The following is an 11779-nucleotide window of genomic DNA, read 5'->3' on the forward strand; positions in this document are numbered from 1 at the left end:
ATTAATCTATTACCCACCCTACTGATTATCTTTATAAATATAAATTATCTATTTGGTATAATGAAGTTTTTCACTAAAAATCATCAAGAGTATATAACTCAACTTTTTAGCAAAATCGAAGATTATTATGGTGATGCACTAGTGTCCCTTGTAGTCTATGGATCTTATGCAAGGGAAGAGAATAAGTTTGATTCAGATATTGATTTATTTATTGTAATTAAAACAGATAAAAACAGGAGAGAGAGAATAAGAGAATTTGTCAAAGAGATTGAATCCCCACTCTTAAATTTAAGCCTCAAGCTTTACGAGGATAGAATATCCTCTGAAATATCAACTTTAATTCTAACAGAAAAAGAATCATTGTGCTTTAATCCTCTGTATCTTGACATGGTTACAAAAAGAATTATCATATTTGATAGAGATAATTTCATGGAAAATTTACTTATGAAATATAAGAATCTAATGAATGAATGTAAAACAAGAAAGGAAAAGTGTGGTAGTTTTGAATACTTTGTCCTTAATAATAAAAAGATATTAGAAGGTATAAAAGTTGGATAAACTTTCAGAAGACTATCTAAAACGCGCCATTATTAGATATGAAGTATTGAATGAATATCTCAAAAGAGAAGGGTATGCAGAAGTAGTAAGGGAAGCCCAGGAAACTGTGGAGCTTTTACTAAAGGCTGTCTTACTAGATATGGGGCTTATTGTTCCGACTATGCACGATGTTAGTATTATCCTAGATAAAAATAAAGACTTTTTAAAAGAGCCATTCTTATCTAATTCTGATAAAATAAGAACTATATCTAAAACATTGAGAAAAGAAAGGGAGGTAAGCTTCTACGGCGCTGAAGACTTTTTACCTTCTGAAGAATATGCTCAAAGTGATGCAATAAGAGCCATCGAAGATGTAAAGTTTGTTTTGGACATTGTAAAAAAAACTTTAGAACTTGGATGAAATACTAAATTCAAAAGGCGGACTACCGCCATCTTCAATCAGAGTAAAGAAAAAGAATCTTTAATAATTTAATTTTTTCTTATTCTTATTTTATTTCTAATTTTGTAAATACAAAGATTTAAATAATATTGTATTATATTTTAAACATATGTATTATTTATTAAACAATAATCCCAGTATAACGGAAAATCATCTCAAAGTTATTTCTTTATTCACCTTAGGGTATAACAAAAATCTCTATATAAGGGAAGTGAATAGACTCCTCAATATCAGCCCCAGGACAGCACAATTAATTCTAAATTCCTTAGAATCAAAGGGCGTACTCGAATCAATCTTCCGTGGAAAGATTAAATCCTATTTTTTAAGAAAAAATTCTACTTCTAAAAATTATCTTATATTAGCCGAGTCCTATAAAACTACCCTCTTTATGGACAAGAATCCCCTAGTTGGAGAAATTATAGAAAAGATATTACCTCTTATCTCGGGGATTGGCCTTATCTTTGGAAGTTATGCTAAAGGAACTCAAAATAAAGAGTCTGATCTGGATATATTTGTAATCGGATATATAGAAAATAATAAAATAAGAGAAATATCAAAAACATATCAAATTGAAATTAATCTAGTTGTTTACCCTTTAGAAAAATACAAATCTGTTATCAATAAAGATATATTGGTAAAGGAAGTATTGGAGAATCATATAGCCATTAAAAACATTGATGGATTTGTATTAACGGTGATGGGAAATGAGTAAGATATTATGGTGCCTAAATCAGAAAAACGGAATTAAATTAATTAAACCCAATTCAAACTTATCTCAAGCTTATTTATGCAAAGCGGAAGATTCTTTGGAATCTATTCAAGTTAATATAAAGAAAGAATGGAAGGTTGCCACTGCTTACTATACCATTTATTTTTCACTTTATGCTGTACTTATGAGAATAGGAATAAAGTCTGAGATTCACTCGTGCACCGTTGATTTTGTAAAGGAATATCTTAATGAATATTTTAATAAAGAAGAGCTAGATCTTATAGAAGACTCACTAAAAGCAAGAATCGATGTCCAGTATTATGTAGATAAAGATATCTCAGATGAACTCTACTCAAAATTAATTGATTTTGCCCCTGAACTTTTAATTAAATCTAAATCAATTCTTTCTAAACTAACAGAAAAGAAAATAAACTCTATAAGGGAAGAAATAATAAGTTTAACAACAGAATAATTCTATAATAGTTACTTTTTTAAAATCTAATTAAAAACCATTAATTGGACGTGATAACTTTGAAGAAATACATATCTATTTTACTAATTCTGATATTTCTGTTCTCTGGTTGCATCGGTCAGGGGACTGATAGTAGGCCTGAAAAAGTTTCTACTTTGGTAAGAGAGGCTTCTGTGCTTGTCCAAGAGAAAGGTGAGGAGGCATTCCCACAGATAAGAGAAAAAGGGAAGTTCTATACAGGCGACACGTATGTCTTTGTCTGGAAGGTCGAAGGGGATAATGTTACGAGGGTAGTCTTCCCACCAGATTTGGCGCAAGAAGGAACAGACGTCTCTGACTTTAAGGATGACAATAATGTCTCTATTACAAACATGTTTGTGACTATAGCAAATAGCGAAAAGGGTGAGGGATGGTCTGGGGAATACCTCAGGACAAATCCAGCGGACAATAAGATTGAGAAGAAAGTCACATACATAAAGAAAGTTGTTTACAACGACACAACATATGTCCTAGGCGCAGGATACTATATCAATTAATTTTTTTATTATTTAATATCTCCACTTATTTTTTGCCCGTTCCTTTAATTATGGACTTTTGAATAGTAATATTTATATAATAGTATTTTTAGTATATTATGATATATTAAAAATACCAATTTTAGTATATAGATATATCGTAGGTGCCCAAAAATGGTAGAAATATATGATATACTCCCACAAAATCCTTGGTGGGAGGATAAAAAACTCATTGAAAATGATGAGAAGTTAACAAATTTAAATTCTGCCCGTTATATATGGATTCCAAGAATTAAGTCCCATATAGATATTGAAAAGGATAGCGTCTATTCGCTTAGGGGCCCAAGGCAAGTTGGGAAAACTACTCTTCTAAAAATAATGATTAGAGAACGGCTAATGAAAAAAAATCCTGTTGATATTTGTTATTTCACATGTGATCTCATGAGATCAAATATTGAACTAAAGGATACAATTGAAGCTTATCTAAAATGGGCATTGAGACAGTCTAAAGATAGAAAAATAATTATGATTGATGAGATATCAAGAGTAGAGGATTGGGAGCTTTCAATAAAATTCATAGTTGATACTTATGGGCTTATGGATAAAACATTTGTCCTAACAGGTTCATCTTCCTGGGATTTAAAACATAGCATTGAGAGGTTACCCGGCAGAAAGGGTGAGATGAAGAATGGCAACATCAATAAGATACTTCTCCCAATGAAATTTTCTGAATATGTTGAACTAAAGTCCAAAAGTCTCGGACAGAAATTTAAGGATATGGGGCTTTTTGATAATTCAATAAGAATAGATGCTCTAAACGATATCTTAAATGGGGACGCTGAAAAATGGATTAATCCCTTAATTCCTCAAATGAATTCCTTAGAAGACATAATGGAGGATTATCTTATTGATGGAGGGATTATGACAGCTGTTAACTCTATCGCATCCACAGGAGCAATTCCAAATAGCATTTATGAGCTTTATCTCCAATTTTTTTTTGGAGATCTAACAAAACTTGGGAGAGACGAGGGTTTAGCTAAGAGGATTATTTCTGCAATCATTAAGCATGAAGGTAAACCCATAGGGTGGCTTAAAATTTCAAGAGAGGCAGATGTTTCAAGCACGGTGACAGTCAATCAGTACTGTGAGTTGCTTCAGACTTTATTTGCAGTCAATATTTATCCTGCAGTAGATTTCGATAAAAAAACGGCCAAACATAGATCTGAGAAAAAAATACAGATTCCAAATCCTTTCTTTTTCCATGCTTTTAGAGGATTCTTAGTAAATCCTGGAGGTAACTATTATAAAATGGCCCAAACATATCTTTTGTCTCCTGAAAATAAATCTATTTTGACAGAAAGTTTATGTGGTGATCATCTTGCTAGACTAGCATATAATTATTCCCCTACAGATTTATTTGATGTATCAAATTCTCTTTTCTATTACAGAACGAACAAAGGGGAATCCGTAGATTATGTTGTAAGGCTTGGGGAAGAACTTATCCCCGTAGAGGTAAAATACCAATCAAAAATTGGCAGTCACGACTTTAAGAATTTAAGAAGATTTGATAAAGGATTACTTGTCACAAAAAATCATATAGATCTTGATAATAAATATAGGGCAATCCCACTTAGTTTATTCTTAATGCTAATATGAACTATAAATAAGAATGTATTTATGTAAGAACTGTTAAGGTATAAAACAGCAGGTCATGCTAGGGGAGAATGGGACTATATTGAAGTTGATGGAGAAAAGATGGAAGGCTATTGCATTTATACCTATAGATCTGAGAAGGTGCACGTGTTTTACAGAATGAAGGATGATTTGACCAACATTGAAGAAGAGGTTAGAGAAAAAAATAAAGATTATATACCAAAGACAAAGAGACCATTATGGTGTTTTCTTTCAAACTTTAGAAGGATTCCAAAAAGTGAATGCTACACTTCACACTGCCCGTTTTTGGCATACTGTGACACTGATTAGGGGATTACACCCCGCAGATGGATATATATCAATAAAAGATTTATATTAGAGTTTCATAATACTGTTTATGAACTCTAGAATTAGTAATTTAATATCCAATAAAAAAATCATTAAATTCTGTAAAGATAATTATATCAAAAAATTATCCCTCTTTGGATCAGCTTTGACAGAAAACTTTAATCCTGAAAGTGATATTGATTTGCTAGTAGAGTTTGAAGATGGGCATACGCCAAGCATTTTTAAAATATTAGAAATGGAAGAAGAACTATCTTCTTTTTTTGAAGAATGTAAAATCGATCTAAGGACACCAAATGATCTTAGTAGATATTTTAGAACTCAAGTAATTCAAAGCTCAGAGGTAATTTATGCAAGGTCCTAGTCCTGACATTGTCAGAATTAATCAAGATATTCCTCCTCTTGAACGAAAAATTAAGAAAATAGTAGAAAAATAGAAAATAAGAAATAAATCAATTATTAGGGCGTTAGTGATCATATGCCAGAAAATATTGCTTTAGAAATTGAATCATTAGTCAGAGAAGCTGCATTTTTTGTCGAGGCACAGGGCGAGGATGCTTTCCCTATGTTCCGAACAGAAGGCAGATTCTTATATGGTGATATTTACGTTTTTGTCTGGATTGTTAAAGGTAAAAGGATTATCAGGCTTGTATTCCCCCCGGACAACATGGGCGAAGATATAGAAATTACAAACATGACAGATGCACGTGGTACAAATATAACAGAGATGATAATGAAGATAGCATATAGCCGTAAAGGCGAAGGCTGGTCTGAACCTTATCTTTGGAAGAGGCATGGGGAGAATATAGACTCAGAAAAAATATCATTCATCAAGAATGTCACCCACAAGGGTAAGACGTACGTCGTTGGTGCCGGGTATTACCTCGATTAACTGAATATTCGAAAATAGAATTATGAAGCCCTGGGCGGGGATTGAACCCGCGACCTCCTGCTTACCAAGCAGGCACTATACCACTAAGCCACCAGGGCATAAGATTTAGATTTTCATATTATTATAAAAGGTTTTTCTATAGGGGCCTGTCTAAGAAATAAGGTCTTTTGGTGTATTGATGGACTCTAATCTTGAATATTTTACTTCTGGCACTATATTTATAGATTTTTTTCTTTACTCTAATTGACAAGGGTGGTAATCCGCCTTTGCATCGTATTTTTCCGTTCTACGAATCTTACAGCAATACTTAAAAACTTTCAAATGCAACTCTTATTTATGGGAATAATAGTCCATGCAAGGATAAAGGATGGAATAATCAAAACTGACGAGGATCTTAAGAAACTCGGGATGGAAGGCGAAAAGGTCATTTTAGAGATAAGAAGGTCAAAAATAGATGAAATAGAAAAGAGACTGGTCCAATCAAAGAAAGAGCTAATTGATGAGAGCATAGAAATGACTGAATATGGTGTAGATATTGAATGAGCTCTCTCATATTCCAGAAAACTCTAAAGTATTTGTTGATTCAAATATTTTTACTTACTTTCTTTTGAAACGTGAAGAGTATTATAACTCGACTAAAAATTTTTTAAAAAGAATTGACGAAAGGGAAATTATAGGATTAATCAATTCCGTTGTTATTTCAGAAACATATTTTAATTATATACGAATTAAAATAAGTGAAAAATACAGAATAAAATAAATATAATCTATCACAAGACAATATTTATATATCTCTTTTAATAATTGGATATGATGGAAATATCAGATTCTAAGAAGGATAGGATATCTGAATTGATATCTGATAAAGATGTTAAGATAATTGGGGATGTAGTGATAGCTTTTCCACACAAAAAGCCTGTGAAGTCTTTTTTCAGGGACCATATGGAAGTCGATGAAAAAAAATGGGATGAGATGGTAGAAGACGAGGCTTATGAATGGACATACTAGATGTTGAAAGTTTTTCTAAAGGATTAATCTTTATAGATACTAATATTTTCTTGTATGCGTTTAATAAAAAGCATAGATTTTATGAAAGTTCATTGAGATTTCTCTCAAAATGTCAAGATGGAGAGATCCTAGGGTTTTCCTCAGTTAATTGTATTAATGAATTTTTTTACAAAGTTACTATATCTGAATTAGAAGAAATAACAGGAATGAATAAAACAGAATTACTCCCATATATTAAGAGAGAACCTACGCTTATATCGAAATGTCATTTCGCACAAAGAGCTATTGAGGATATATTTAAATCAAGAATAGTATTGTTACCTTTTACTGCTGAAATTTTAAAAACTGCTTTAGATATTTCAAATAAATACAATCTCTTGGCTAGTGACGCTATCCACGCGGCCAGTTGCAAATACTATGACATCAAGAATATCGCCACAAACGACAGTGACTTTGAAAGAGTCGATTTCTTAAAAGTCTGGAAGCCTTAAAGTCTAACTTATTTCTCCAAAATCTTGCATCTCATGCAGGTGCCATCCATTGTTGGCTCGCCACAAATCTCGCATACCCCAATTGATTCGGGGATAAAGCACTGATTTAATGCAGGGAGTATCTTATCATAGCCCGACAAAAGAGAGTATTTTGTTGTAGGCCTCACCTCTTCCATCCTGTCAAGAAACTTCCCCACCTCCCCCCGCATAGCATACAAAGCATATGGGCACTCTGATGAGTCAAAAGATAGATTATTATTAAGTGCAAAGATGACTATCTCCTTTTCCAAAAAATAACGCAGGGGTTTAATCCTCTCTACAAATTTGTCACTGATCTTCTTGTAATAGTTCTGGCCTCTAGAAAATCTGATTACATCGCCCCGCATGAGATTCATTATAACAGACTGATCCTCATCATCAAGATTGTGGCCTGTCGCAAGCTTTGTGCAAGATAGCTCCCTTGCTTTTTTATTCAAAATATACCTTCGTAAAACGCCGCAGGTGGAGCATGCATTTTCCTTGTTATTTTCAACAAAAGAGTCAAGAGTCTTTCCAAAATTATCCTTAAAAGTTTCGATGTGGTAGTCTATCTCAAGCTTTTCAAGTTGATTTTTTGCAGCATTAAGGGTGTGGTGTCTATACCCAGAAATCCCCTCATCAACTATGACGGCCTCCATTTCAAACGGGTATCTCACCTGAAGCTTTTTTAGAAGAAAGGCCAAAGTCAAGCTGTCCTTTCCGCCGCTTACGGCAACTGCAATCTTCTCATCCTTTTTTATTAGCTTGTCTTCTCTGATGCCGCGCATGAACTTCTTAACAAAATAGCTATTGAAATGCTCCCCGCAGTAGTACTGGCCTGACTGCCTTTGAAAATAGATTGCATCCTTTTTACACCTTGAGCACTTCAATTAACCACCTGAAGCAACTGTGAATAGCTCAATTGTATCCCCATCTGACAAAGGCTCGTCTTCGCAGATTATCCTGCCGTTTTTTATCACGACGTACTGCTCTCTCAATATGGATAGCTTTGAGAATACCTCAGAGACATTTCTAGCCTCTATCTCAACACTCCTCTTGTCCCGTAAAAAAACTACCTTTATCATAACATCATAAAAATGAAGGCAGGATATTTATTGCGAAGAGCAAAATGCCTATCACAGCAAATACCTTCTGAATCGCATTAGAGTTCGCCTCACTGAACTTTATATCGACTATCTCCTTGAATATCTTCCCCCCATCAAACAAAAATGGCAGTGGAAAGAGGTTTATGAGCCCTATGTTAAAGTTCAAAAGGAAAACCCAGAACAACACACCGCTTATTGGGGTTAAAATCTTCATGTTAACTGGCGAGTTGTAATATTGAGAGGTCACAATGCCAATGTAGCCTTTGCCAGCATCAGTTGGGTGTTCTTTTAGTAACACATCAAATGTGCCTTTATCAGATGTAATATTTAGCGTATCGCCTGGCTTTGAATTTTGCATAATGTCATAGAAGTTCTCTAGTGTTTCAATCTTTACGCCGTTGATTTCTGTTATTATATCGCCCTGCGATAAAAACGCAAACGCACCAGAAGATTCCTCAATTGACACTATCTCTATACCTGAAGGTGTCAAAAGCGGATTGATAACTGCCATGATTAACACAAATGCAATTAGAGCTGTGACAAAGTTTGCCATAGACCCCGCCGCATAGACCTTCATCCTTGTGAGCCTTGATGTTTTCTTTAGCTCCTCTTCATCAGGCTCAACAAATGCTCCCGGCAATACAACAAAAAGGGCCAACCCGACTGACTTCAGAGAGATGTTGTTTGCCCTTGCTATTATACCATGCGACCCCTCATGCACCATCAGGACTACTATAAGCCCTATCAAGCTGTACCAGAAGGGGACTGTAATACCCGGGATTACAAACCCGACCCCTGGTGAGGGTTCAGGTGAAAGCAAGACTTTAACAGCATTTGAAAATAGGAAGTAAAACACAGTGACCATCCCGACAACTGCGGCACCTATCCCGACTATGCTGTATACCCCCCAGATCTTTTTCCCTTTCTGTGAGATGTTATCAATAAAGTCATTGAACTTTTTAGTTCTCCACAAGAGGATTATCCCCTGGAAATCGATGCCATACTTTGAAAGGCTATACTTTTTGTTGACCTCGGAAAGTATGACCCAGAACATAATTATGCCTAAAAGCACGATATAAAGCGGATTCATATCCAATTCCTAAGATAATGATTTATATTTCTAACTGTAATTTTTTTATAATGAAGGAGAAAACAGTCGCATTTCACAGGAGAAATGTGGTTTATGACGACGAAAAGTGGCAGCTGCTTTCGTCAATTAGATCCAAGGCAGTTACAGTCATGGAAAAAATATCGGATTTTCACCCCATTCTCTACGGCTCGGTAGCCAGGGGGGATGTCCATAAAGCATCTGATATTGACTTTTTTATCGAGCATATACCTGAAACTTACCTACTCGAGATGGCACTTGACGACCTAGGAATCAAGGAGAGGAGCATCGTCCAGGCAACGCCTTGGCACCTTGTGAAGGGTGCAATCACGCTCTTCTCCGGGGAAACTATAACCTTCCCCATCACAGAGTCAAAGGTAAGGGAGATTGAGTTCTACTATTTTGGGGGGGCAATCGAGCTTGACGACTTGAAAGAAGATAAGAGGGTCCCTGGTGTCGATAAAAGGCTCGTATTGATAAGGCCAAATGAGCGGGGCCATATAGAAGAAGAGATAACTGGGAGGGAAGCTGAAGTATCAAAACTACTAAAAGTTTCAATTGACATTGTGAGAGAGCGCTCTCAAGTCCTCACAAGAAGGGATAAGATAGGCAGGACGGGCGTCTATTTGAATAGAGTTTTGATGAATGACGAGTCCTTTGAGCAAGTCTTAAAAGAGATATGCGATAAAGACTCAAACGTCAGACGGAGAGGTTAGACATGCACTGGGCATCAACTTTTGCTGAGAGAATTATAGCTGAAAGAGGAGAGAAGAAAGAGTATGTATGTGAATCTGGGGTTACACCCTCAGGATTCTGTCACATAGGCCACTTCAGAGAGGCCATCACGACAAGCCTTGTAGCGCTTGCATTAAAGGACATGGGATACAACTCCCGCCACATACACATGTGGGACGATTATGATAGGTTTAGAAAGGTCCCTTCAAATGTGCCGGCAAATTATTCTGAGTATATAGGGTTCCCGGACTGTAAGGTCCCAGACCCTGACGGGTGCCACAACTCATTTGCTGATCATTTCATGGAGCCTTTTGAAGTTTCACTTTCTGAAGCTGGAATGAAACCAGATTTTTTGAGGGCTTCAGATCAATACCAAAAAGGCATTTACAAAAACAATATCAAGATATCACTTGATAAAAAGGACAAGCTAATCGAGCTATTGAACAGCCAGAGGGGTGGAGAGAAGATCGCAGCTGACTGGTATCCAGTTTCAATTTACTGCCCAAAATGCGGGAAGGACATGACAAAAATCAAATCTTTTGATGGGGAGTATGCCCTAAGTTATTCATGTAAGTGTGGATTTGAAGAGACTGCAGACATAAGGAAGGCAAACTACATCAAGCTGAAATGGAGGGTGGACTGGCCATCAAGGTGGGCTGAACTTGGTGTTGACTATGAGCCATATGGGAAGGACCACGGCACGCAAGGCGGCAGCGCAGACACAGGGCAGAAAATAATACAGGAGATATTCAATAGACCTCCTATAATAGGTGCAACTTACGAGTTTGTATCCTTAAAAGGCGCAAGCGGAAAAATGTCATCATCCAAGGGAAACGTCATTTTGCCTTCAGATATATTGTCTGTCATGGAGCCTGATGTATTGAGGTATCTTTTTGTCAAGACAAAGCCGACAAAGGAGCTTAAAATTGCCCTTGACCTTGATTTCTTAAATGTTTACGATGAGTTTGATAGGGTTGAAACGACTTACTTTGGTGATGAAGAGATTAATAAAAGAGAAAAGTATGACAAGCTCTATGAATTCTCTAACATCTGGGGGTATAATGCCCTGCCAGCACAGCCATCTTTTAGATTCATGGCCGTCCTTGTCCAGATAACTTCTGATGTTGACAGAATTATAAAAATCCTAAAGAAGGAGGGCCACATAAAAAGTGAGCTTTCTGAAACTGACATCGAAAGGATAAAAACAAGGGTAAAACTTGCGTCAAACTGGGTAAAGCTCTACGCCCCTGATATAATAAAGTTTGAGTTATTGGATGAGCCCCCAAAAATAGAGCTTTCACCGGAGCAGAAGGAAGGGCTTAAAATAATCTCTGACCTGGTCCAGGGCGAAGATCTAACTGATGTTGAGCTTCACAATAAGATCTATGAAATAGCGACAGGCATTCCCATTGAGCCAAAAATGCTTTTTGGAGCCATATACCAAGTCTTGATTGGCAAGGAATCAGGCCCCAAAGCCGCAGCATTTGTAAATGCGCTTGAAAAAGACTTTGTGGTCCAAAGATTTAGGAGCTACTGACGCCTTCTGTATAGGAAGTATATCAAGGCAGCTAGAACTGTCCCGAATCCATAAAACGGGACATTTTTTGTTTCCCTGTAGTATGTGTTGACATTATCATCAAATGAGCCGTAAACTACGTATCTCTTGTTTTTTACGCTAAAGCTATCAACTGCAGAAACGTATGAGCCTGCCTGTGCAGAGCCAATAAATT

At 36.0% G+C, this 11779-nt stretch carries 19 protein-coding genes and 1 tRNA gene; 15 read left to right on the forward strand and 5 right to left on the reverse strand.

Translation table 11 applies throughout. The features are described from left to right. Window positions 1-60: 60 nt before the first annotated feature. The 9 genes from PLI06_07595 to PLI06_07635 all read left to right on the forward strand — a co-directional run bounded on the left by PLI06_07595 (window position 61) and on the right by PLI06_07635 (window position 5583). Complete coding sequence (locus PLI06_07595) at window positions 61-558, forward strand: nucleotidyltransferase domain-containing protein (protein HOI77456.1); 498 nt, start codon at window positions 61-63, stop codon at window positions 556-558. Then, entirely contained in the window at window positions 551-958 is a 408-nt protein-coding gene (locus tag PLI06_07600; GenBank protein HOI77457.1) for a HEPN domain-containing protein, read from the forward strand. The genes PLI06_07595 and PLI06_07600 overlap by 8 nt, the downstream gene beginning before the upstream one ends. A 250-nt stretch (window positions 959-1208) precedes the next feature. Continuing rightward, complete coding sequence (locus PLI06_07605) at window positions 1209-1709, forward strand: nucleotidyltransferase domain-containing protein (GenBank protein ID HOI77458.1); 501 nt, start codon at window positions 1209-1211, stop codon at window positions 1707-1709. After that, window positions 1702-2178, forward strand: a complete 477-nt coding sequence (locus tag PLI06_07610) for a HEPN domain-containing protein (protein HOI77459.1) — start codon at window positions 1702-1704, stop codon at window positions 2176-2178. Before PLI06_07605 ends, PLI06_07610 begins: the two co-directional genes overlap by 8 nt. 59 nt (window positions 2179-2237) lie before the next feature. Beyond that, complete coding sequence (locus tag PLI06_07615) at window positions 2238-2714, forward strand: cache domain-containing protein (GenBank protein ID HOI77460.1); 477 nt, start codon at window positions 2238-2240, stop codon at window positions 2712-2714. Window positions 2715-2867: 153 nt separating this feature from the next. Next, window positions 2868-4349, forward strand: coding sequence for an ATP-binding protein (locus tag PLI06_07620; protein HOI77461.1), 1482 nt, complete (start codon window positions 2868-2870; stop codon window positions 4347-4349). Between the two features lie 99 nt (window positions 4350-4448). Continuing rightward, window positions 4449-4676, forward strand: a complete 228-nt coding sequence (locus PLI06_07625; protein ID HOI77462.1) for a hypothetical protein — start codon at window positions 4449-4451, stop codon at window positions 4674-4676. Between the two features lie 67 nt (window positions 4677-4743). Further along, complete coding sequence (locus tag PLI06_07630) at window positions 4744-5055, forward strand: nucleotidyltransferase domain-containing protein (GenBank protein HOI77463.1); 312 nt, start codon at window positions 4744-4746, stop codon at window positions 5053-5055. 114 nt (window positions 5056-5169) lie between these two features. Further along, window positions 5170-5583, forward strand: coding sequence for a cache domain-containing protein (locus PLI06_07635; protein HOI77464.1), 414 nt, complete (start codon window positions 5170-5172; stop codon window positions 5581-5583). A gap of 26 nt (window positions 5584-5609) precedes the next feature. Here the strand turns inward: PLI06_07635 and PLI06_07640 are convergent. Continuing rightward, window positions 5610-5681: transfer RNA gene (locus PLI06_07640), tRNA-Thr, on the reverse strand. A 238-nt stretch (window positions 5682-5919) separates the two neighbouring features. Between PLI06_07640 and PLI06_07645 the strand changes: the two genes are divergently transcribed. From PLI06_07645 to PLI06_07660, 4 genes are read left to right on the forward strand one after another with little or no spacing between them, the layout of a single operon-like run. Continuing rightward, a complete protein-coding gene (locus PLI06_07645; protein HOI77465.1) occupies window positions 5920-6126 on the forward strand; it encodes a hypothetical protein in 207 nt (68 codons plus the stop codon). Next, a complete protein-coding gene (locus PLI06_07650; protein ID HOI77466.1) occupies window positions 6119-6343 on the forward strand; it encodes a hypothetical protein in 225 nt (74 codons plus the stop codon). The genes PLI06_07645 and PLI06_07650 overlap by 8 nt, the downstream gene beginning before the upstream one ends. Window positions 6344-6396: 53 nt before the next feature. Continuing rightward, window positions 6397-6591: a hypothetical protein gene (locus tag PLI06_07655; protein HOI77467.1), complete on the forward strand. Its 195-nt coding sequence runs from the start codon at window positions 6397-6399 to the stop codon at window positions 6589-6591. Then, complete coding sequence (locus PLI06_07660; protein HOI77468.1) at window positions 6579-7082, forward strand: PIN domain-containing protein; 504 nt, start codon at window positions 6579-6581, stop codon at window positions 7080-7082. The genes PLI06_07655 and PLI06_07660 overlap by 13 nt, the downstream gene beginning before the upstream one ends. An 8-nt stretch (window positions 7083-7090) precedes the next feature. Here the strand turns inward: PLI06_07660 and PLI06_07665 are convergent, their stop codons facing one another. Genes PLI06_07665 through PLI06_07675 form a run of 3 tightly spaced genes read right to left on the reverse strand, consistent with a single transcriptional unit; the run spans window position 7091 to window position 9296 of the window. Then, complete coding sequence (locus PLI06_07665; GenBank protein HOI77469.1) at window positions 7091-7990, reverse strand: TIGR00269 family protein; 900 nt, start codon at window positions 7988-7990, stop codon at window positions 7091-7093. Further along, complete coding sequence (locus PLI06_07670; protein ID HOI77470.1) at window positions 7991-8185, reverse strand: MoaD/ThiS family protein; 195 nt, start codon at window positions 8183-8185, stop codon at window positions 7991-7993. Window positions 8186-8189: 4 nt separating this feature from the next. Then, window positions 8190-9296, reverse strand: a complete 1107-nt coding sequence (locus PLI06_07675) for a site-2 protease family protein (GenBank protein HOI77471.1) — start codon at window positions 9294-9296, stop codon at window positions 8190-8192. Window positions 9297-9343: 47 nt separating this feature from the next. On the opposite strand from PLI06_07675, the gene PLI06_07680 reads away from it, so the two are divergent. After that, window positions 9344-10030 (forward strand): nucleotidyltransferase domain-containing protein, encoded by a 687-nt coding sequence (locus PLI06_07680; protein HOI77472.1) that lies wholly within the window; start codon window positions 9344-9346, stop codon window positions 10028-10030. Window positions 10031-10032: 2 nt separating this feature from the next. Next, the gene (lysS, locus tag PLI06_07685) at window positions 10033-11586 is read left to right on the forward strand and encodes a lysine--tRNA ligase (GenBank protein HOI77473.1); all 1554 of its coding nucleotides are present in this window, start codon (window positions 10033-10035) and stop codon (window positions 11584-11586) included. Here lysS and PLI06_07690 read toward each other — a convergent pair. Continuing rightward, window positions 11580-11779 (reverse strand): hypothetical protein (locus tag PLI06_07690; protein HOI77474.1); only part of this gene is annotated, 200 nt, incomplete at its 5' end. The two genes, lysS and PLI06_07690, sit on opposite strands and share 7 nt — an antisense overlap.

The sequence above is a fragment of the Methanofastidiosum sp. genome, assembly GCA_035362715.1.
Taxonomy (GTDB): Archaea; Methanobacteriota_B; Thermococci; order Methanofastidiosales; family Methanofastidiosaceae; genus Methanofastidiosum.

Excerpts from the sequence above, each read along its gene's own strand:
- PLI06_07595 (HOI77456.1), top strand. The coding sequence starts at position 61 with ATGAAGTTTTTCACTAAAAATCATCAAGAGTATATAACTCAACTTTTT.
- PLI06_07610 (HOI77459.1), top strand. The coding sequence starts at position 1,702 with ATGAGTAAGATATTATGGTGCCTAAATCAGAAAAACGGAATTAAATTA.
- PLI06_07620 (HOI77461.1), top strand. The coding sequence starts at position 2,868 with ATGGTAGAAATATATGATATACTCCCACAAAATCCTTGGTGGGAGGAT.
- PLI06_07625 (HOI77462.1), top strand. The coding sequence starts at position 4,449 with ATGGAAGGCTATTGCATTTATACCTATAGATCTGAGAAGGTGCACGTG.
- PLI06_07630 (HOI77463.1), top strand. The coding sequence starts at position 4,744 with ATGAACTCTAGAATTAGTAATTTAATATCCAATAAAAAAATCATTAAA.
- PLI06_07635 (HOI77464.1), top strand. The coding sequence starts at position 5,170 with ATGCCAGAAAATATTGCTTTAGAAATTGAATCATTAGTCAGAGAAGCT.
- PLI06_07645 (HOI77465.1), top strand. The coding sequence starts at position 5,920 with ATGGGAATAATAGTCCATGCAAGGATAAAGGATGGAATAATCAAAACT.
- PLI06_07655 (HOI77467.1), top strand. The coding sequence starts at position 6,397 with ATGGAAATATCAGATTCTAAGAAGGATAGGATATCTGAATTGATATCT.
- PLI06_07660 (HOI77468.1), top strand. The coding sequence starts at position 6,579 with ATGGACATACTAGATGTTGAAAGTTTTTCTAAAGGATTAATCTTTATA.
- PLI06_07670 (HOI77470.1), bottom strand. The coding sequence starts at position 8,185 with ATGATAAAGGTAGTTTTTTTACGGGACAAGAGGAGTGTTGAGATAGAG.
- PLI06_07675 (HOI77471.1), bottom strand. The coding sequence starts at position 9,296 with ATGAATCCGCTTTATATCGTGCTTTTAGGCATAATTATGTTCTGGGTC.
- lysS (HOI77473.1), top strand. The coding sequence starts at position 10,033 with ATGCACTGGGCATCAACTTTTGCTGAGAGAATTATAGCTGAAAGAGGA.